Origin of the sequence: Pseudomonas flexibilis (assembly GCF_000806415.1) — a bacterium.
Lineage (GTDB): Bacteria > Pseudomonadota > Gammaproteobacteria > Pseudomonadales > Pseudomonadaceae > Serpens > Serpens flexibilis.
This window is the reverse complement of record NZ_JTAK01000004.1, coordinates 306,636-327,258: the sequence shown is the minus strand read 5'-3', so window position 1 is coordinate 327,258 and position 20,623 is coordinate 306,636. Positions and strand designations below refer to the sequence as shown.

Here is a 20,623-nt window from a genome sequence, read left to right as displayed (position 1 = left end):
TGGTGCGCGGGCGAGATCGTAGGGCGGTTGGCGCTTTCCCGGCCGCCGTTGCTCAAAACAGGTCGATCGGATCGACGTCCAGCGACCAGCGCACCGCGCGGCTGTCCGGCAACTGCTCCAGGCGTGGCAGCCAGGCGTGCAGCAGCCTGTGCAGCGGTGCCCGGCTGTTGCCCTGCAGCAGCAGCTGCGCGCGGTAACGGCCGGCGCGGCGCTCCATCGGCGCCGGTACCGGACCGAGCAGTTCGATGCCGCCGGCGACCTGCAGTTCCTCAAGCAGCGCTTCGGCTTCGACGCAGGCCAGGTCGAGGAAGCCCTCGGCCTGGCCGGGACGGTGCGCCTCGGCGCGCAGCAGCGCCAGGTGGCTGAACGGTGGCAGGCCGGCGGCGCGCCGTTCGGCCAGCGCCTGTTCGGCGAAGGCGAAGTAACCCTGTTCGGTGAGCTGCACCAATAAAGGATGGTCGGCCAGCTGGCTCTGGATGATCACCCGTCCGGGCTGGTCGGCCCGTCCGGCGCGACCGGCGACTTGGACGATCATCTGGGCCATGCGTTCCGGTGCGCGGAAATCGGCGGAGAACAGTCCGCCATCGGCATCGAGGATCGCCACCAGGGTGACGCGCGGGAAGTGGTGTCCCTTGGCAAGCATCTGGGTGCCGACCAGCACGCAGGGCTCGCCCTTGTTGATGGTGGTGAACAACTGCTCCATGGCGCCCTTGCGCGCCGTGCTGTCGCGGTCGATGCGCAGCACCGGGTAGTCGGGAAACAGGGTGTTGAGGCGTTCCTCGGCGCGCTCGGTGCCGGTGCCCAGCGGGCGCAGGTCCACATGGTTGCACTTGGGGCAGTTGTGCGGCGTGCGCTCGGCATGCCCGCAATGGTGGCAGCGCAGCTCGTGGTGGCGCTGGTGCACGGTCATGCGTGCATCGCAGCGCGGGCACTGGCTGATCCAGCCGCAGTCCTGGCAGAACAGGGTTGGCGCGAAGCCGCGGCGGTTGAGGAACACCAGTACCTGCTGGCCCGCTTCCAGTGTCTGGCGCATGGCCTGCTGCAGCGGGCCGGAAATGCCGCTGTCCAGCGGCAGGCTTTTCACGTCCAGGCGCAGGAAGCGCGGCGCCTGGGCGCCGCCGGCGCGCTGGGTCAGCTTGAGCAGCGCGTAACGGCCGGTTGCGGCATTGTGCAGGCTTTCCAGCGATGGCGTGGCTGAGCCGAGCAGGATCGGCAGGTTCTCCTGGCGGGCGCGCATCAGCGCCAGGTCGCGGGCGTGATAGCGCAGGCCCTCCTGCTGCTTGTAGGAGGCGTCGTGTTCCTCGTCGACGATGATCAGTCCCGGGTTCTTCAGCGGTGTGAACAGCGCCGAGCGGGTGCCAATGACGATCTCCGCGTCGCCGTCGCGCGCGGCCAGCCAGGCGTCGAGGCGCTCGCGGTCGTTGAGTCCCGAATGCAGCAGGGCGATGCGCGCGTTGAAACGGCGGGCAAAGCGGTCCAGGGTCTGCGGCCCCAGGTTGATTTCCGGAATCAGCACCAGCGCCTGCTTGCCGGCCTCCAGGGTCTGGCGGATCAGCTGCAGGTAGACCTCGGTCTTGCCGCTGCCGGTCACCCCGGCCAGCAGGAAGGGCCGGAAGCCGCCGAAGCTGGCGCGCACCGCTTCGGTAGCGGCGCTCTGCTCGGCGTTCAGCGGCAGCTCTGCCTGCGCCAGCCAACCGCCGTGGTGCGGCTTGACCGTGCGTGCGCGCACGCTGACCTGCACCAGGCCCTTGTCGCGCAGCAGCTCTAGGCTGTCGCGGTTGAGCTCCAACTTGCCGAGCAGGCTGTGCGGCACGCCCTGCGGATGCTGGGCCAGCGTGCGCAGCGCCTCGCGCTGGCGCGGAGCGCGACTCAGGCGCGGATCGTCCAGGCTGGCGCCCGGGACCTGAGTCCACACCTGTTCCTGGCGTACCTCGGCCGGTTCGCCCTGGCGCAGCAGCACCGGCAGGGCCCAGCTGAGGGTGTCGCCCAGGCTGTGCTGGTAGTACTGCGCCGTCCACAGGCATAGCCGGAACAGCGCCGGGGGCAGCAAGGGGCGGCTGTCCAGCAGTTGCAGGGCGGCCTTGAGCTTGTCCTCGGGCACGTCGCTGTGCGGGGCGGTTTCCACCAGCACGCCGACCACCTCGCGCCGGCCGAACGGCACGCGCAGGCGCGTGCCAGGCTGGAGCGCGGACGCCGGCACGCCGGGCGGCGCTCGGTAGTCGAACAACCGGCGCAGCGGCGAGGGGAGGGCGAGGCGGAGAATGAGGTTGGTCACGGTCGATCCCTGGCAGATTGCCGGCGATCTTAACAAGCGCACGCCGGTGGCGGGCGCTCTTGCAACGAGGGTCTGCTCTGGTATCATCCGCCGCCTGTTTTGCGTGCGGTATTCGGCATAGGGCCGGATGGCGGCACGCCGACTCGAGGACGTACCATGAAAGCCGATATCCATCCGAACTACGTCGAGGTCACTGCGACCTGCTCCTGCGGCAACGTGATCAAGACCCGCTCCACCCTGGGCAAGGATCTGAGCATCGACGTGTGCAACGAGTGCCACCCGTTCTACACCGGCAAGCAGAAGGTGCTGGACACCGGCGGCCGTATCGATCGCTTCAAGCAGCGCTTCGGCGTGTTCGGCGCCAAGTAAGGCCCGACATTCGGGAAGCCCTGGTGGGTATTTCCGTGCTGCAGAAAAAGGCGCCCCTGTGGGGCGCCTTTTTTATTGCCGTTCTGTTCGTCCGGCCAGTCGCCGCCCTCTGCGCGCTGCCGGGCGAGGGCGAGACGGTGCGCGTCGAACGCGTGGTGGATGGTGACACCCTGCGCCTGGTGGATGGTCGCCGCGTGCGCTTGATCGGAGTGAACGCGCCTGAGCTGGGCGGGCAGCGCCGGCCTGCCGAGCCTTATGCGCAGGCGGCGCGGCGCTTCCTGGTCGAGCAGGTCCAGGAAAGCGCGGGGCGCCTGCGGATGCTGCCCGGGGTCGAGCGCCGCGACGGGCATGGCCGCGAACTGGCACACCTGTACGACCGCCAGGGGCGCAACCTGGCCGCGTTGTTGCTGCGCGAGGGGCTGGCGCTGCAGGTGGCGGTGGCGCCCAACCTGCGCCTGGTGGACTGCCATTACCAGGTCGAGGCCGAGGCCCGCCTTGCCGGCAAGGGCCTCTGGCGGAATATGGCCGCGCTCGCGCCTGCGCAACTGCGGCGTCCGGGTTTCGCGCTGGTGCACGGGCGAGTCACCCGGGTGGCGCGCAACCGCGGCGGGACCTGGCTGGAGCTGGACGGCGGCCTGGCGCTGCGTATCCGGCCGCAGCATCAGGCGCGCTTCCGCGCCCTGGATCTGGATAGTGTGAGCGGGCGCACGGTGGAGGCGCGCGGCTGGGTGCTGGAACGCATGCGCCCGGGGCCCGGGCAGGCGCGCTGGTTGCTCGAGCTGGATCATCCGGTGTTGCTGCGACCCGTCGAGCGCGTCGGGATGTGACGCCCTGTCGCATTGCTTTCTGGATTTTCGCGACCTTTTTACGCACCGTTCGGCGCCGGCTTGTGGGGGGGTATTCTTCTTTCGTATGCTCGCTGCCCTGCACAAAAAAAAGCGGATACCTCCACCATGTCTGATTTGAAAACAGCCGCTCTCGACTACCATGCCCAGCCCCGCCCCGGGAAGCTGAGCGTGGAACTGACCAAGCCTACTGCCACCGCTCGCGATCTGGCCCTGGCCTACAGCCCCGGCGTGGCTGAGCCGGTACGGGAAATTGCCCGTGATGCGGACCTGGCCTATCGCTACACCGGCAAGGGCAACCTGGTAGCGGTGATTTCCGACGGCACGGCGATTCTCGGCCTGGGCAACCTGGGCCCGCTGGCGTCCAAGCCGGTCATGGAAGGCAAGGGCGTGCTGTTCAAGCGCTTCGCCGGCGTCGATGTGTTCGACATCGAGGTAGACGCGGAAAGCCCCCAGGCCTTCATCGACACCGTCAAGCGCATCTCCATCACCTTCGGCGGCATCAACCTGGAAGACATCAAGGCACCCGAGTGCTTCGAGATCGAGCGCACGCTGATCGAGCAGTGCGACATTCCGGTGTTCCACGATGACCAGCATGGCACCGCCATCGTCACCGCGGCCGGCATGCTCAACGCGCTGGAAATCGCCGGCAAGACCCTGGAAAACGCGAAGATCGTCTGCCTCGGTGCCGGCGCCGCCGCCACCTCCTGCATGAAGCTGCTGATCAGCATGGGCGCCAAGGTCGAGAACATCTACATGATCGACCGCAAGGGCGTGATCCATGCCGGTCGCGACGACCTGAACCAGTACAAGGCGATGTTCGCCCACGAGACCGACAAGCGCACCCTGGACGACGCCCTGGAAGGCGCCGACGTGTTCGTCGGCCTGTCCGGTCCGGACCTGCTGAGCCCTGAGGGCCTCAAGCGCATGGCGGCCAACCCGATCGTGTTCGCCTGCTCCAACCCGGATCCGGAGATCAAGCCGGAACTGGCCCATGCCACCCGTAGCGACGTGATCATGGCCACCGGCCGTTCGGACTACCCGAACCAGGTCAACAACGTGCTGGGCTTCCCCTTCATCTTCCGCGGTGCCCTGGACGTACGCGCCAAGCGCATCAACGAGGAAATGAAGATCGCCGCCGCGCTGGCCCTGCGTGACCTGGCCAAGCTGCCGGTGCCCCAGGAAGTCTGCGCTGCCTACGGCCTGTGCGGTCTGGAGTTCGGTCGCGAGTACATCATTCCCAAGCCGATGGATCCGCGCCTGATCACCCTGGTGTCCGACGCGGTGGCCAAGGCCGCCATCGAGAGTGGCGTGGCTACGCTGCCCTACCCGAAGAACTACCCGCTCAAGTCGGTGGATGACGTGTTCAACGTCTGATGTCCTGAGCAGAAACAAAAAACCCGCCGAGAGGCGGGTTTTTTGTGGGCGGGATTCGCGACGGACTCGGTGGGAGCGGACGCGTTCGCGAGCTCTTCGCGCCGGCCACCGGCCTGTGGTCCCGAGCACCAAAGGTGGCGAATGCATCGCCCCCGCAAGGCCTGCGGGGGGCACCCTGCCTAGAACAGGTCGATCGGTGCCACCTCGTCGGCCGGCAGCGGGCTGCCGGGGGCGCCGGCGTCCAGCTCACCCAGCGGCGGCGGTGAGTCCTCGCTCTTGAAGATCTCGAAGTAGGCATTCGGCGTGGCGGCCGACGCGGCGCGGCCGGTGACCGGGTCGATGCGCAGGCTCAGCAGACCGCCGGGTTCGGGCAGGGTGCGCGACGGCTTGCCGCTGAGAGCCGGACCCATGTAGCTCATCCAGATCGGCAGCGCCACGGTGCCGCCGTACTCCCAGCGGCCGAGGCTCTCCGGCTGGTCGAAACCGGCCCAGACGGTGGTCACGTAGTCGCCGTTGTAGCCGGTGAACCAGGCGTCCTTGGAGTCGTTGGTGGTGCCGGTCTTGCCGGCCAGGTCGTCGCGCTCCAGCGCCAGGGCGCGGCGGCCGGTGCCCTTGGTGACCACGTCCTTGAGCATGCTGTCGAGGATGAAGACGGTTCGCGAGTCGACAATCTGTTCGGCAATGCGCGGCTGCTGCGTGTCGTCTGCTGGCGCCGCATCGCTGACCGTGCGCAGGTTTTCGGTCCCGGCCTGATCGGCAACGACTTCGCCCGGTTTCGGGGCGCGGGCCGGATTGGCCTGGTAGATGATCTCGGCGTCGCGATTCTCGACGCGCTGGATCAGGTAGGGCGTGACCTTGTAGCCGCCGTTGGCGAACACGCTCCAGCCCGCGGTGATCTCCAGCGGCGTCAGCGCGGCGGTACCCAGCGCCAGCGACAGGTCGCGGGGCAGGTTTTCGCGCGGGAAGCCGAAGCGATCCATGTAGTTCAGGGCGTACTGGATGCCGATGTTCTGCAGCAGCCGGATCGACACCAGGTTGCGCGAGCGGTAGAGCGCCTCACGCAGGCGGATCGGACCGAGGAAGGTGTTGTTGTCGTTCTTCGGCCGCCAGGCCTCGTCCATGCTGGAGTCGTGGTAGACGATCGGCGCGTCGTTGACCAGCGTGGCCGGCGTGTAGCCGCGATCCAGCGCGGCGCTGTACAGGAACGGCTTGAAGCTGGAGCCGGGCTGGCGCCGGGCCTGTACCACGCGGTTGTAGTTGCTCTGCTCGAAGGAGAAGCCGCCCACCAGGGCGAGGATGGCGCCATCCTGCGGATTCAGTGAAACCAGCGCGCTTTGCGCGGTCGGCAACTGGCTGAAGGCCAGGCTTTCATCCGGTTTGCGCTGCACGCGGATCAGGTCGCCGGGCTGCACCACGTCGCCCGGCTTCTTCGGCCAGTCGCCGACGTTGTCGGTGTCCAGGTAGGGGCGGGCCCATTTCATGGTTTCCCAGCTCACCGGCTCCTCGCCCTGGCTGGTCAGTACCAGGATTCCGTCGTCAGTCAGCTCGGTGACGATGGCGGGCAGCAGGCCGCCAATGCTGCGCTGCTCGGCCAGGCGTTGTTCCCAGGCTTCGCGGGTCTGGCCGCGGTAGCGGGTTTCCGGCCCGCGATAGCCGTGGCGCTGGTCGTAGCTCTGCAGGCCCAGGTGTACGGCGCTGTTGGCGAAGCTCTGCAGGTCGCTGGGCACCGTGGTGTAGACCCGGAAGCCCTCGGTATACGCCTCGCTGCCATACAGGCCGACCATTTCCGCGCGGACCATCTCGGCCACGTAGGGCGCGTTCAGTTCCGGGGTCGGGATGTGCAGGCGCACCTCGACCGGCTCGGCCAGGGCGTCCAGGTAACGCTGCTGGTCGATCTTGCCCAGGCGGTACATGCGGCCGAGGATCCAGTCGCGACGCTCCTTGCTGCGCTCGGGATTGACCACCGGGTTGTAGCGCGAAGGCGCCTTGGGCAGGCCGGCGATCATCGCCAGCTGGGCCAGGTTCAGTTCCTGGATGGATTTGCCGTAGTAGATCTGCGCGGCGGCTTCGATGCCGTAGGCGCGGTTGCCCAGATAGATCTTGTTCACATACAGCTCGAAGATCTCGTCCTTGCTCAGGTCGCGCTCGATCTGCAGGGCCAGGAGGATTTCGGTGATCTTGCGCGAGAAGCTCTTCTCACTGGTGAGGAAGTAGTTCTTCGCCACCTGCATGGTGATGGTGCTGCCGCCCGACTGGATCTGGCCCGATTTCAATAATTGCGTGGCAGCGCGCATCAGGCCGCTGATGTCAACGCCATAATGATTCGCAAAATTGTCGTCCTCCGCAGCCAGCAGGGCGTCGATGAAATCGCGGGGGATGGCTTCGAATTCGATAGGCGTTCGCCGCATTTCGCCGTACTCGGCGATGAGCTTGCCGTCGCTGCTGTAGATGCGCAGGGGAATCTGCAGCTGGATGCTGCGCAGCGCTTCGACGGAGGGGAGTGTGGGATTGATGTAGAGGAAGGCGCCGCTGAGGCTCAGCGCCAGACCGCATACGACGGCGAAGCCGGACCACACGACGAATTTCAGCAGGCGAATCAAGGTGGCGGATTTCCAGGGTAAAGGGTGGGCGTCAGGCCGACGGGCCGGGAAAAGCGGGTCGCATTATAAGCGCTTTCCCTTCCTGCGAGCCATTTGGCCGCCTGTCAAGAGGGCTGCTGGATGTCGAGCGGCATCACAGTGTTCGTAAGTCGCGGATGCACATAGGGAAAAACGGGCGTGCCAGGACTCTTCAGTAAAAAGGCCAACGCGGTGCTCGGCGTCGATATCAGTTCGACTTCGGTCAAGCTGCTCGAATTGAGTCGTTCGGGGAACCGCTACAAGGTCGAGGCCTATGCGGTCGAGCCGCTGCCGGCCAACGCGGTGGTGGAGAAGAACATCGTCGAGGTGGAGGGCGTCGGTCTGGCGCTCGCCCGCGTGCTCGGCAAGTCGCGGGCCAGTGCGCGCCAGGCGGCGGTCGCGGTCGCTGGCTCCGCCGTCATTACCAAGCTGGTGGAAATGGATGCCGGCCTGAGCGATGAGGAGCTGGAGACCCAGCTCAAGCTGGAGGCGGACCAGTACATCCCCTATCCGCTGGAAGAGGTTGCCATCGACTTCGAAGTGCAGGGTCCGGCGCCGCGCAATCCGGAGCGGGTCGAGGTTCTGCTGGCGGCCTGCCGCAAGGAGAACGTCGAGGCGCGCGAGGCGGCACTGTCGCTGGCCGGCCTGTCCACTCGGGTGGTGGATGTCGAGGCCTATGCCCTGGAGCGCACCTACGACCTGCTGGCGCCGCAGCTCGGCAAGCGGGGCGAGAACCTGGCCGTCGCGGTGGTGGACATCGGCGCCACCATGACCACCCTGAGCGTGCTGCTCAATGGCCGTACCTTATATACCCGCGAGCAGCTGTTTGGCGGTCGCCAGCTCACCGAGGAAATCCAGCGCCGTTACGGACTGACGCTCGAGGAGGCAGGCCTGGCCAAGCGCCAGGGCGGGCTGCCCGAGGATTACGAGCGCGAAGTGCTGCAACCGTTTCGCGAAGCGGTGGTGCAGCAGGTCTCTCGCTCCCTGCAGTTCTTCTTTGCATCCGGCCAGCTGCATGAGGTGGATTGCATCCTGCTGGCCGGCGGTACCGCCTCCATTCCCGGCCTTGCCCGTCTGATCGAGGAAAAACTTGGCACGACCACGCGGGTGGCCAACCCGTTTACCGACATGACGCTCAACAGCCGCATCAATGCCGCGGCGCTCGCCGCCGACGCGCCAGCGCTGATGATCGCCTGCGGCCTGGCGATGAGGAGTTTTGACTGATGGCTCGCATCAACCTGCTTCCGTGGCGCGAGAAGCTGCGCGAAGAGCGCCGCAAGCGCTTCCTGGCAACGCTTGGCGGCGTGCTGGTCGCCGCGGCCGGCCTGCTGTTCCTCAGCGACCAGTACCTGAGCCTGTCCATCGAGCAGCAGAGCGCGCGCAACGATTACCTGCGCAAGGAAATCGCCGTGCTGGATGCCCGCATCAAGGAAATCAGCGAGCTGCGCACCCGCCGTCAGCAACTGCTGGAGCGCATGAAGATCATCCAGGATCTGCAGGGCAACCGTCCGATCATCGTGCGGGTCTTCGACCAGATGGCGCGGACCTTGCCCGAGGGCGTGCATTTCAGCGAGCTGAGCATGACCGGCAAGAGCATCGCCATTCGCGGCGCCGCCGAATCCAACAGCAAGGTGTCCAGCCTGATGCGCAACCTGGATGGCTCCGACTGGCTGGCCGGGCCGAACCTCACCGAGGTCAAGGCCGTGACTTCCGGCGCGGTCGAACAGGCCAACGTCTTCCAACTGACGGTGCAACAGGTGGTACCCGAGGTGCGTGAGGAAAAAGAGGTGAAGAAATGAGTCTCGCCCAATCCCTGGAAGGGCTGCGCAAGATCGACCTTGCCGACCTGGACCTCAACAACCTGGGTTCCTGGCCGGCGCCGGTCAAGGCCGTGGCTGCCGTGCTGCTGTTCGCGCTGACGCTGTTCATGGGCTACCAGTTGCATCTCAAGGAGCTGCAGGAACGCCTGGATCAGCAGCGCAACGAGGAAATCACTCTCAAGGAGCAGTTCTCCACCAAGGCCTTCCAGGCCGCCAACCTGGAGGCCTATCGGGCTCAGTTGGTGCAGATGGAGGAATCCTTCGGCGTCATGCTGCGCCAGCTGCCCAGCGACACCGAGGTGCCGGGGCTGCTGGAAGACATCACCCGCACCGGCCTGGGCAGCGGCCTGGAGTTCGAGGAGATCAAACTGCAGCCCGAGGTCGTGCAGCAGTTCTATATCGAGCTGCCGATCAAGATCAGCGTGGTGGGCGGCTACCACGACCTGGCGACCTTCGTCAGCGGCGTGGCCAGCCTGTCGCGCATCGTCACGCTGCATGATTTCGAGATCAAGCCGCTCAAGGATGGCAGCGCCAGCAAGCTGCGCATGGCCATCACCGCCAAGACCTACCGCTACAACGACAAGGGGGTGACGCCATGAGCCGCCTTCGCGCCGTGACGGTAGCCGCAGTGCTTGCCAGCCTGGCGGGCTGCGGTGCCGGCCACGATTTTCATGACCTGCAGGGCTACATGGATGAAGTGCGCGCCCGTCCGAAGGGGCGCATCGAGCCGATTCCCAGCTTCCAGCCCTACGAGGCCTTTACCTACAGCGCCGCCAATCTGCGCAGCCCATTCCAGCCGCCGATCCCCGTCGACCTGGCGCGTCAGCAGCGCGGCTCGAAGGACATCAAGCCTGACGAGAATCGCGTCCGGCAGTTCCTGGAGGGCTTCAACATCGAGATGTTCGAGATGGTGGGCAGCCTGTCCAACGCCGAGGGCATGTTCGCCCTGGTGCGGGGCGCTGGCGGCGTGCACCGGATTCGTATCGGCGACTACCTGGGGCGCAACCACGGCAAGGTGGTGGCGATCGAGACCGGCAAGGTCGATGTGCTGGAGATCGTCCCCGACGGCGATGGCGGCTGGCTCGAGCGGCCGCGCAGCATGACGCTCAAGGAGCGCTCCTGATGATCACTAACAACAGCCTGTCTGTACAACGGAACGCACGCATGAACAGCATTCTCCCGCGCCTCGGTCTGTCGCTGCTGGCGACCCTGCTCGCCCCGCACGCACTGGCGGCCACCCTGCAAAGCCTGGATGTCGCAGCCTTGCCGGGCGATCGGGTCGAACTAAAGCTCGGCTTCGACCAGCCGGTGTCCGCGCCGCGCGGCTACACCATCGATCAGCCGGCGCGCATCGCGCTCGACCTGCCCGGCGTGACCAGCCAGATCGGCGTGAAGAACCGCGAGCTGGGCATGGGCAATGCGCGCAGCCTGAACATCATGGAGGTCAAGGACCGCACCCGGCTGATCGTCAACCTCGACCGGCTGACGCCCTACAGCACCCGGGCCGACGGCAATCATCTGTATGTGGTGCTCGGCGAGAACGCCGTCGCGGGCGCGGCGCAGGTGCCGCTGGTTGCCAGTGTGCCGACGCCGCAGGCTGCGGCGGCCGGCGGGCGGGTGATTCGTGGCGTCGATTTCCAGCGCGGCGAGCAGGGTGAAGGCAACGTCATCATCGACCTGGGCGACCCGGCCATGGCACCGGACATCCAGGAGCAGGGCGGACGCATCCGCCTGGAGTTCGCCCGCGCCCAGTTGCCCGAATCGCTGCGCCTGCGTCTGGACGTCAAGGATTTCGCCACCCCGGTGCAGTTCGTCAGCAGCGCGGTGCAGGGTGACAAGGTGGTGATCAGCGTCGAGCCCAGCGGGCAGTATGATTACATGGCCTTCCAGACCGACCGGCGCCTGACCCTTAGCGTCAAGCCGCTGACCGATCGCGAAATGGAACGCCGCAAGGCGGAGCGTTTCGCCTACACCGGCCAGAAGCTCTCGCTGAACTTCCAGGACATCGAAGTGCGCTCGGTGCTGCAGCTGATCGCCGACTTCACCAACCTGAACCTGGTGGCCAGTGACACCGTGCAGGGCAACATCACCCTGCGCCTGCAGAACGTGCCCTGGGACCAGGCGCTGGACCTTGTCCTCAAGACCAAGGGCCTCGACAAGCGCCAGGTGGGCAACGTGCTACTGGTGGCGCCGGCCGCCGAGATCGCCGAGCGCGAGCGCCAGGAACTGGAAGCCCAGCGCCAGGTGGCCGAGCTGGCCCCGCTGCGCAAGGACGTGATCCAGCTGAACTATGCCAAGGCTTCCGAGATCGCCAAGCTGTACGAGTCGGAAGCCGCCAAGGGCACCCTCAAGGACGACATGCGCGGCTCGGTGATCTTCGACGACCGCACCAACAGCCTGCTGGTGACCCTGACCCAGGAGCGCATCGACGAGTTGCGGCGCATCGTCACCTTGCTGGACGTGCCGGTGCGCCAGGTGATGATCGAGGCGCGTATCGTCGAAGCCAACGTCGACTACGACAAGAGCCTCGGCGTGCGCTGGGGCGGCAGCCAGACGTTCGCCAACGACCGTGGCGTCTTCTATGGCAACGATGACCGTGGCGACGAGGGCGGCAAGAGCGGCGCGGACAGCAGCGGCAACTTCCCCTTCGTCGACCTGGGCGTGCTGGGTCGCACCTCGGGCTTCGGCATCGGCTACGTGACCGACAACCTGATCCTCGACCTCGAACTGACGGCCATGGAGAAGACCGGCAACGGCGAGATCGTCTCCCAGCCCAAGGTGGTCACCGCCGACAAGGAAACTGCCAAGATCCTCAAGGGCGCGGAGATTCCCTACCAGGAAGCCAGCTCCAGCGGCGCCACCTCGACCTCGTTCAAGGAAGCGGCGCTGTCGCTGGAGGTGACCCCGCAGATCACCCCGGACAACCGCATCATCATGGAAGTGAAGGTCAACAAGGACGCCCCGGATTTCGCCAACGCCATGAACGGCGTGCCGCCGATCAACAAGAACGAAGTCAACGCCAAGGTGCTGGTGGCCGACGGCGAGACCATCGTCATCGGCGGTGTGTTCTCCAATACCCAGATAAAGGGTGTGGAGAAGGTGCCCTTCCTGGGCGACGTGCCCTTCATCGGCCGACTGTTCCGCCGCGACATCGTGCAGGACAAGAAATCCGAGCTGCTGGTCTTCCTGACTCCGCGTATCATGCACAGCCAGGCGTTAGCTGTGAGTCGTTAGGGTTGTGCAAAATCTGATCATCGTGGGCCCGATGGGGGCTGGCAAAAGCACCATCGGGCGTCTGCTTGCCAAGGAACTGCGTCTGGACTTCAAGGACTCCGACAAGGAGATTGAGGTGCGTACCGGCGCGAACATCCCCTGGATCTTCGACGTCGAGGGCGAGCAGGGCTTCCGCGACCGCGAACAGGCCGTGCTGGCCGACCTCTGCCAGGAGCAGGGGCTGGTGATTGCCACCGGCGGCGGCGCGGTGATGCGCCCCGAGAACCGCCAGGCTCTGCGCGCCGGCGGCCGGGTGATCTACCTGCACACCTCGGTTGAGCAGCAACTGGCGCGCACCGCCCGCGATCGCAACCGCCCGCTGCTGCGCACCGCTAACCCCGGGCAGGTGCTGAGCGACTTGCTGGCCATCCGCGATCCGCTGTACCGCGAGATCGCCGACCTGATCATCGAGACCGACGAGCGACCGCCGCGCCTGGTGGTGCTGGAAATCCTCGCGCGCCTCAAGGAGCTTCCCGAGCGTTAATGCCGGCGTCTAACTGGGGTATCCTAGCTCCCTGATCAAATCGGGGGCCCCATGCAGACTCTTCAGGTCGATCTCGGAACGCGCAGTTATCCCATCTATATTGGCCGCGGCCTGCTCGACGACGGCGCGCTGCTGGCCCGCCATATCGTCGGCCGCCAGGTGGCCATCGTCAGCAACGAGACGGTGGCGCCTCTCTATCTCCAGCGCCTGTCAGCGGCACTCGCCGATTTCAAGCAGACCCACATCGTCCTGCCCGATGGCGAAGCCCACAAGAACTGGGAAACCCTGCAGCTGATCTTCGACGGCCTGCTGCAGGCCCGCCACGACCGGCGCACCACGGTGATCGCCCTGGGCGGCGGGGTAATCGGCGACATGGCCGGCTTTGCCGCCGCCTGTTACCAGCGCGGCGTGAACTTCATCCAGGTGCCCACCACGCTATTGTCCCAGGTCGATTCGTCGGTGGGCGGCAAGACGGGCATCAACCACCCGCTGGGCAAGAACATGATCGGCGCCTTCTACCAGCCGCAGGCGGTGCTGATCGACACCGCCAGCCTGGCCACCCTGCCGGCGCGTGAGCTTTCCGCCGGCCTGGCCGAGGTGATCAAGTACGGGTTGATCTGCGACGAGCCTTTCCTCGGCTGGCTGGAAACCAACATCGACGCGCTGCGCCAGCTCGACGATGCCGCCCTCAGCGAGGCGATCGAGCGTTCCTGCGCGGCGAAGGCCCGGGTGGTGGGTGCCGACGAGCGCGAATCAGGCATTCGCGCCACCCTGAACCTCGGCCATACCTTCGGCCACGCCATCGAAACCCACATGGGGTATGGCGTGTGGCTGCATGGCGAGGCCGTCGGTGCTGGCACCGTTATGGCGCTGGAGATGTCCCGTCGCCTGGGCTGGATTGCCGAAGCCGAGCGCGACCGCGGCATCCGCCTGCTGCGTCGTGCGGGCCTGCCGGTGGTACCGCCGCAGGAGATGACCCCCGAACACTTCCTCGAACACATGGCGGTGGACAAGAAGGTGCTCGACGGCCAGCTGCGCCTGGTGCTGCTGCAGCGGCTGGGCGAGGCGGTCGTCACCGCCGATTATCCACGTGAGGCCTTGCAGGCTACCCTGACTACCGATTACGCCGGCCTTGTCGACTCGCTAGGAGACGCCTGATCCATGAGCAGCCTTCACGCCGAGGACGTGTTCCTCAGCCACTACCAGTTCAGCCATGACCCCTTCGCCGCGCGGGTGCCCAACTTCAAGTTCTTCCCGGCGCAACGCAAGCCGCTGCTTGCCCAGCTGCTGCACCTGGCGCGCTACAGCCAGCTGCTGCTGCTGGTGACCGGGCCGCTGGGCAGTGGAAAGACCCTGCTCCGCCAGGCGCTGGTCGCCACCTGCAACAAGCAGACGGTGCTGCCGGTGGTGCTCAATGCGAATTCCGGCGGCAGCGCCCAGGCGCTGTTGCTGCAGATTTCCCAGGTGCTCGGGCTGCCGGATGCGGACTCGACGACTATCCAGCGACATGTCGAACAACTGGCGCTCACCGGCCAGGCGGTGTTCCTGCTGGTGGACGATGCCGAGCTGCTGAGCAGTGAAGCCCTGGCCGAGCTGCTGGTGCTGGCACAGGGGCCTGAGGAAGGGCGTGCCCACGTGTTCCTGTTCGGCGAGGCACAGACCGTCGAACGCCTGACGGCGCTGAGTGGTGACGATCAGGAGGAGCGTTTCCATGTCATCGAGCTGCAGCCCTACAGCGAGGAGGAAACCCGGGATTACCTGGCGTTGCGCCTGGACGGCGCCGGTCAGGGCATCGGCCTGCTCAGCGACGAGCAGGTGCGGGAGATTCACCAGCGCTCCGGCGGCTGGCCGGGGCCGATCAACGAGGCTGCTCGTGACCTGATGGTCGAGGCCATGCTGGAGGAGCGCGGTCTGCTGCGCCCGGCGGGCTTCCAGTTCAACCTGCCGCGCAAGCATCAGCTCGGACTGCTCGGTATTCTGCTGGCCGTGGCGGCCGGTTGGCTGTGGCTGGGCAGTGGTGACGAGCCGGCCACTGACGCGCAGGTGTCGCCTGCCGCCGCACCGGTCGAGCGCCATGCGGTGACGCGGGCGGCCGAGCCGGCGGTGCCGCGCGTGGAATTCGCCAATACGCCACAGCCGCTGCCGTTGCCGAGTGCGCCGAATCGCCCGGCCCAGCCACCTGCCCCGGCTGCTCCGGCGGTTGTCCCGCAAGCCGCCCCCGCAGTCACGGCCCTGCCGTTACCGCCCGAGTCGCCCACGCCGCAGCCACTCGCGAGCGCCCAGCCGGTGGCGGCGCCTGCTGCCCCGGCACCCGTCGCGAGCGAGCCGGCGCCGGCCAGGGTGTCCCTGCCGCTGCCCGAACCGGAGAGCAACGCCCCGGCCGCCCAGCCACCCCGGCCGGCCGCCACGCAGATCGCCAGCCTGCCGCTGCCAACGCCCCAGGCGCCCTCCGTTGACTGGTACCTGGCCCAGTCGGCGCAGCACTATGCGCTGCAGGTGCTGGCGGTCAGCTCCGAACAGGCAGCTCGCGACTTCGTCCGCGAGCTGGGCAGCGAGTATCGCTATTACCGCAAGGTCCAGCAGGGCAAGGCGCTGTTCGTGGTAACCACCGGCAGCTTTGCCGATCAGGCGGCCGCCAAGGCAGCCATCGACGGCCTGCCCGCCAAGGTGCGCGCGGGCAAGCCTTGGGCGCGCAGCTTCGCCGGCATCCAGCAGGAAATCGGCCGGCCCTGACCGGCCTGTCCCGCATGTCGCAGGGGCGACATGCGGACTCCCCTCCCTGTCGCTTTTCTGATAATAAATTTCGCCTTTCTGACTCTGGAGCGAGCTGGAGGCCGCGCCGCGCCTGGCGTTCAGGCATCCCCAGTGTCAACCTGCTCTCCCTGTATCGTTCGCTTTTGCGACATTAACTTTCGGTTTTCGGTCATTTTTGCGTTGTGAGGCTCAGGGGCGCTGTGTAAGATGGCGTCCGTTTCAGTCGTTGCGGTCCCTGTCAAGTGGGGCCGAAACGCTGCGCCAAGTGATTGATTTTGAAAGCAATGTGCCTTCCCGGTGAGGGCCGCCAGGCGAGATTCCCCTATGAAAGCAGGTCTGTACCAACCCGAAGCGTTCAAGGACAACTGCGGCTTCGGCCTGATTGCCCACATGCAGGGCGAGGCCAGTCATCACCTGCTCAAGACTGCCATTCAGGCGCTGACCTGCATGACCCACCGCGGCGGCATCAATGCCGACGGCAAGACCGGCGACGGTTGCGGCCTGCTCATCCAGAAGCCCGACCTGTTCCTGCGCGCGGTGGCCCGTGAGGAATTCAATGTCGAGCTGCCGGCCCAGTACGCGGTGGGCATGGTGTTCCTCAACGCCGACCCGGTGAAGGCCGAAGCGGCGCGCGCCAACATGAACCGCGAGATCCAGGCCGCCGGCCTGCAGCTGATCGGCTGGCGCAAGGTGCCGGTGGATACCTCCGTGCTCGGTGAACTGGCGCTGGCACGCCTGCCGCAGATCGAGCAGGTGTTCGTAGGCGGCGCAGGCTTGTCCGACACGGCGTTCGCCGTGCAGCTGTTCCGCGCCCGGCGCCGCTCCTCGGTGGCCAACGCCGCCGATACCGACCACTACGTGTGCAGCTTTTCGGCGCAGACCCTGATCTACAAGGGCCTGATGATGCCGAAGGACCTGCAGGCATTCTTCCCGGATCTCAACGACGAGCGTCTGCAGACCGCCATTGCGGTGTTCCACCAGCGCTTCTCGACCAACACCCTGCCGAAGTGGCCGCTGGCCCAGCCGTTCCGCTTCCTCGCCCACAACGGCGAGATCAACACCATTCCCGGCAACCGCAACTGGGCGCAGGCACGTCGCCTGAAGTTCGCCAACGACCTGATCCCCGACCTGCAGGAGCTGGGCCCGCTGGTCAACCGCGTCGGTTCCGACTCCTCGAGCATGGACAACATGCTGGAGCTGCTGGTGACCGGTGGCATGGACCTGTTCCGCGGCCTGCGCATGCTGATGCCGCCGGCCTGGCAAAACGTCGACACCATGGATGCCGACCGCCGCGCCTTCTACGAATACAACTCCATGCACATGGAGCCGTGGGACGGCCCGGCCGGCATCGTGCTCACCGACGGTCGCCACGCCGTCTGCCTGCTCGACCGCAACGGCCTGCGTCCGGCCCGCTGGGTCACCACCAAGAACGGCTACATCACCCTGGCCTCGGAAGTCGGCGTCTGGGACTACCAGCCCGAAGACGTGCTGGCCAAGGGGCGCGTCGGTCCGGGGCAGATCCTCGCCGTGGATACCCACACTGGCGACGTACTGCACACCGACGACATCGACAGCCGCCTGAAGTCGCGCCACCCCTACAAGAAGTGGCTGCGCCAGAACGCCCTGCGCATCCAGTCGACCCTGGACGACAACGACCACGGCGGCCCGCAGTACAGCAGCGAGCAGCTCAAGAGCTACATGAAGATGTTCCAGGTCACCTTCGAGGAGCGTGACCAGGTGCTGCGTCCGCTGGCCGAGCAGGGCCAGGAGGCCGTGGGCTCGATGGGCGACGACACGCCGATGGCCGTGCTGTCGCGCCGCGTGCGCTCGCCGTACGACTACTTCCGCCAGCAGTTCGCGCAGGTCACCAACCCGCCGATCGACCCGCTGCGCGAAGCCATCGTCATGTCGCTGGAAACCTGCCTGGGTGCCGAGCGCAACGTGTTCGAGGAAACCCCCGAACACGCCAACCGCGCGATCCTCAGCAACCCGGTGATCTCCCCGGCCAAGTGGCGGACCATCATGGAGCTGGACCGTCCCGGCTTCGAACGGCATGTCATCGAGCTGAACTACGACGAGTCGGTGGGTCTGGAAGCCGCCGTGCGCAGCTTCGCCGATCAGGCCGAAGCGGCGGTCAAGGCCGGCAAGGTGCTGCTGATCCTCAGCGACCGCCACATCGCCCCGGGCAAGCTGCCGGCGCACGCCGCGCTGGCCGTGGGCGCCGTGCACCACCGCCTGGTGGAGAAGGGCCTGCGCTGCGACTGCAACATCCTGGTGGAAACCGGCACCGCCCGTGACCCGCACCACTTCGGTGTGCTGCTGGGCTTCGGCGCCACCGCCGTGTACCCGTACCTGGCCTATGAAGTGCTGGCCGACCTGATCCGCACCGGCGAAGTGCTGGGCGACGTCTACGAAGTCTTCAAGTACTACCGCAAGGGCATCTCCAAGGGCCTGCTGAAGATCCTCTCGAAGATGGGCATCTCCACCGTGGCCTCCTACCGGGGCGCCCAGCTGTTCGAAGCGGTCGGCCTCGCCGACGAGGTGGTCGAGCTGAGCTTCCGTGGCGTGGCCAGTCGCATCAAGGGGGCGCGCTTCGTCGACCTGGAAAACGAACAGAAGCTGCTCGCCGCCGAAGCCTGGACCCCGCGCAAGGGCATCCAGCAGGGCGGCCTGCTGAAGTTCGTGCACGGCGGCGAGTACCACGCCTTCAACCCGGATGTGGTGAACACCCTGCAGGCTGCGGTGCAGACCGGTAACTACGCAACCTTCAAGGAATACACCGCGCTGGTGGACAGCCGTCCGGTGTCCATGCTGCGCGACCTGCTCAAGGTCAAGGAGGCCGCCCAGCCGCTGAGCCTCGACGAGGTCGAGCCCCTGGAATCGATCTTCAAGCGCTTCGACGCCGCCGGCATCTCGCTGGGCGCGCTGTCGCCGGAGGCCCACGAAGCCATCGCTGAAGCCATGAACCGCATCGGCGGGCGCTCCAACTCCGGCGAGGGCGGTGAGGACCCGGCGCGTTACGGCACCCTGAAGAGCTCGAAGATCAAGCAGGTGGCCACCGGCCGCTTCGGCGTCACCCCGGAGTACCTGGTCAATGCCGAAGTGCTGCAGATCAAGGTGGCCCAGGGCGCCAAGCCGGGCGAGGGTGGTCAGTTGCCCGGCGGCAAGGTCAACGGCCTGATCGCGCGCCTGCGCTATGCGGTGCCCGGCGTGACGCTGATCTCCCCGCCGCCGCACCATGACATCTATTCCATCGAGGACCTGGCGCAGCTGATCTTTGACCTCAAGCAGGTCAACCCCAAGGCGCTGGTCTCCGTGAAGCTGGTGGCCGAGCCGGGTGTGGGCACCATCGCCGCTGGCGTGGCCAAGGCCTACGCCGACCTGATCACCATCTCCGGCTACGACGGTGGCACCGGCGCCTCGCCGCTGACCTCCATCAAGTACGCCGGCTCGCCGTGGGAGCTGGGCCTTTCCGAAGCGCACCAGACCCTGCGCGGCAACGACCTGCGCGGCAAGGTACGCGTGCAGACCGACGGCGGCCTGAAGACCGGCCTGGACGTGATCAAGGCCGCCATCCTCGGCGCCGAGAGCTTCGGCTTCGGCACCGCGCCGATGATCGCCCTGGGCTGCAAGTACCTGCGCATCTGCCACCTGAACAACTGCGCCACCGGCGTGGCTACCCAGAATGACCAGCTGCGCAAAGACCACTTCATCGGCACCGTGGACATGGTGGTGAACTTCTTCACCTTCATTGCCAGCGAAACCCGCGAGTGGCTGGCGCGTCTTGGCGTGCGCAGCCTGGAAGAACTGATCGGGCGCACCGACCTGCTGGAAATTCTCCCCGGTGAAACCGAGAAGCAGGGTCATCTGGACCTCACGCCGCTCCTGGGCAGCGACCTGATTCCGGCCGACAAGCCGCAGTTCTGCCAGGTGGCAAGCAACCCGTCCTTCGACCCCGGCCTGCTGGCCGAGAAGATGGTCGAGCTGGCCGGCATGGCCATCGCCGACAAGCTGGGCGGCGAGTACGCGCTGACCATCTGCAACTGCGACCGCTCCATCGGCGCGCGGGTCTCCGGCGAGATCGCCCGTCGCCACGGCAACCAGGGCATGGTCGATGCGCCGATCACCTTCCGCTTCAAGGGTACCGCCGGTCAGAGCTTCGGCGTGTGGAACGCCGGCGGCCTGAACCTGTACCTGCAGGGCGACGCCAATGACTATGTCGGCAAGGGCATGACCGGCGGCAAGATCGTCATCACCCCGCCGGCCGGCAGCCAACTGGATACCCGCGTGTCGGCCATCGTTGGCAACACCTGCCTGTATGGCGCCACCGGCGGCAAGCTGTTCGCCGCCGGCACCGCGGGCGAGCGCTTCGCGGTGCGCAACTCCGGCGCCCATGCGGTGGTGGAAGGCACCGGCGATCACTGCTGCGAATACATGACCGGCGGCTTCGTCTGCGTACTGGGGCGTACCGGCTACAACTTCGGCTCGGGCATGACCGGCGGCTTCGCCTACGTGCTGGACGAGGACAACAGCTTCTTCGACCGGGTGAACCACGAGCTGGTGGAAATCCAGCGCATCACCGGCGAGGCGATGGAAGGCTATCGCAGCCACCTGCAGAAGGTGCTTGCCGAGTACGTCGCCGAGACCGGCAGCCCGTGGGGCACCGAGCTGGCCGAGAACCTCGACGACTACCTGCGTCGCTTCTGGCTGGTCAAGCCCAAGGCCGCCAGCCTGAAGGGCCTGCTGGCCAGCACCCGCGCCAACCCGCAATAACCCGTGACCCGGGGCAGAGCCTTCTGCCCCGACCC

At 66.6% G+C, this 20,623-nt stretch carries 14 protein-coding genes; 12 read left to right on the top strand and 2 right to left on the bottom strand.

What is annotated here, in order from left to right; genetic code table 11:
- Window positions 1-52: 52 nt before the first annotated feature.
- The gene (locus tag PT85_RS10670; RefSeq protein WP_027591756.1) at window positions 53-2,275 is read right to left on the bottom strand and encodes a primosomal protein N'; all 2,223 of its coding nucleotides are present in this window, start codon (window positions 2,273-2,275) and stop codon (window positions 53-55) included.
- A gap of 156 nt (window positions 2,276-2,431) precedes the next feature.
- Here PT85_RS10670 and rpmE point away from each other — a divergent pair, with 156 nt between their 5' ends.
- The 3 genes from rpmE to PT85_RS10655 all read left to right on the top strand — a co-directional run bounded on the left by rpmE (window position 2,432) and on the right by PT85_RS10655 (window position 4,866).
- Window positions 2,432-2,644, top strand: a complete 213-nt coding sequence (rpmE, locus tag PT85_RS10665; RefSeq protein WP_027591755.1) for a 50S ribosomal protein L31 — start codon at window positions 2,432-2,434, stop codon at window positions 2,642-2,644.
- A gap of 23 nt (window positions 2,645-2,667) precedes the next feature.
- The gene (locus tag PT85_RS10660; RefSeq protein WP_082013054.1) at window positions 2,668-3,471 is read left to right on the top strand and encodes a thermonuclease family protein; all 804 of its coding nucleotides are present in this window, start codon (window positions 2,668-2,670) and stop codon (window positions 3,469-3,471) included.
- Between the two features lie 126 nt (window positions 3,472-3,597).
- Window positions 3,598-4,866, top strand: coding sequence for a malic enzyme-like NAD(P)-binding protein (locus PT85_RS10655; RefSeq protein WP_027591753.1), 1,269 nt, complete (start codon window positions 3,598-3,600; stop codon window positions 4,864-4,866).
- Between the two features lie 179 nt (window positions 4,867-5,045).
- On the opposite strand, the gene PT85_RS10650 is transcribed toward PT85_RS10655, so the two are convergent.
- Window positions 5,046-7,466 carry a penicillin-binding protein 1A gene (locus tag PT85_RS10650; RefSeq protein ID WP_039559170.1) on the bottom strand — a complete coding sequence of 807 codons (2,421 nt, stop codon included), beginning with the start codon at window positions 7,464-7,466 and terminating at the stop codon, window positions 5,046-5,048.
- Between the two features lie 177 nt (window positions 7,467-7,643).
- On the opposite strand from PT85_RS10650, the gene PT85_RS10645 reads away from it, so the two are divergent.
- The 9 genes from PT85_RS10645 (at window position 7,644) to gltB (ending at window position 20,588) form a co-directional block, all read left to right on the top strand.
- The gene (locus PT85_RS10645; protein ID WP_039559176.1) at window positions 7,644-8,708 is read left to right on the top strand and encodes a pilus assembly protein PilM; all 1,065 of its coding nucleotides are present in this window, start codon (window positions 7,644-7,646) and stop codon (window positions 8,706-8,708) included.
- Window positions 8,708-9,283, top strand: coding sequence for a PilN domain-containing protein (locus PT85_RS10640; RefSeq protein ID WP_027591559.1), 576 nt, complete (start codon window positions 8,708-8,710; stop codon window positions 9,281-9,283). The genes PT85_RS10645 and PT85_RS10640 overlap by 1 nt, the downstream gene beginning before the upstream one ends.
- Window positions 9,280-9,903 (top strand): type 4a pilus biogenesis protein PilO, encoded by a 624-nt coding sequence (pilO, locus tag PT85_RS10635; protein ID WP_027591560.1) that lies wholly within the window; start codon window positions 9,280-9,282, stop codon window positions 9,901-9,903. The genes PT85_RS10640 and pilO overlap by 4 nt, the downstream gene beginning before the upstream one ends.
- The gene (pilP, locus tag PT85_RS10630) at window positions 9,900-10,427 is read left to right on the top strand and encodes a type 4a pilus biogenesis lipoprotein PilP (protein WP_027591561.1); all 528 of its coding nucleotides are present in this window, start codon (window positions 9,900-9,902) and stop codon (window positions 10,425-10,427) included. Before pilO ends, pilP begins: the two co-directional genes overlap by 4 nt.
- Window positions 10,428-10,468: 41 nt before the next feature.
- The gene (gene pilQ, locus PT85_RS10625) at window positions 10,469-12,538 is read left to right on the top strand and encodes a type IV pilus secretin PilQ (protein WP_039606780.1); all 2,070 of its coding nucleotides are present in this window, start codon (window positions 10,469-10,471) and stop codon (window positions 12,536-12,538) included.
- Between the two features lie 4 nt (window positions 12,539-12,542).
- Window positions 12,543-13,061, top strand: a complete 519-nt coding sequence (gene aroK / locus PT85_RS10620) for a shikimate kinase AroK (protein WP_027591563.1) — start codon at window positions 12,543-12,545, stop codon at window positions 13,059-13,061.
- 51 nt (window positions 13,062-13,112) lie between these two features.
- A complete protein-coding gene (gene aroB, locus PT85_RS10615) occupies window positions 13,113-14,219 on the top strand; it encodes a 3-dehydroquinate synthase (protein ID WP_027591564.1) in 1,107 nt (368 codons plus the stop codon).
- A gap of 3 nt (window positions 14,220-14,222) precedes the next feature.
- Complete coding sequence (locus PT85_RS10610) at window positions 14,223-15,794, top strand: AAA family ATPase (protein ID WP_039606623.1); 1,572 nt, start codon at window positions 14,223-14,225, stop codon at window positions 15,792-15,794.
- A 345-nt stretch (window positions 15,795-16,139) separates the two neighbouring features.
- Entirely contained in the window at window positions 16,140-20,588 is a 4,449-nt protein-coding gene (gltB, locus tag PT85_RS10605; RefSeq protein WP_039606622.1) for a glutamate synthase large subunit, read from the top strand.
- The last annotated feature ends 35 nt before the right edge of the window (window positions 20,589-20,623 follow it).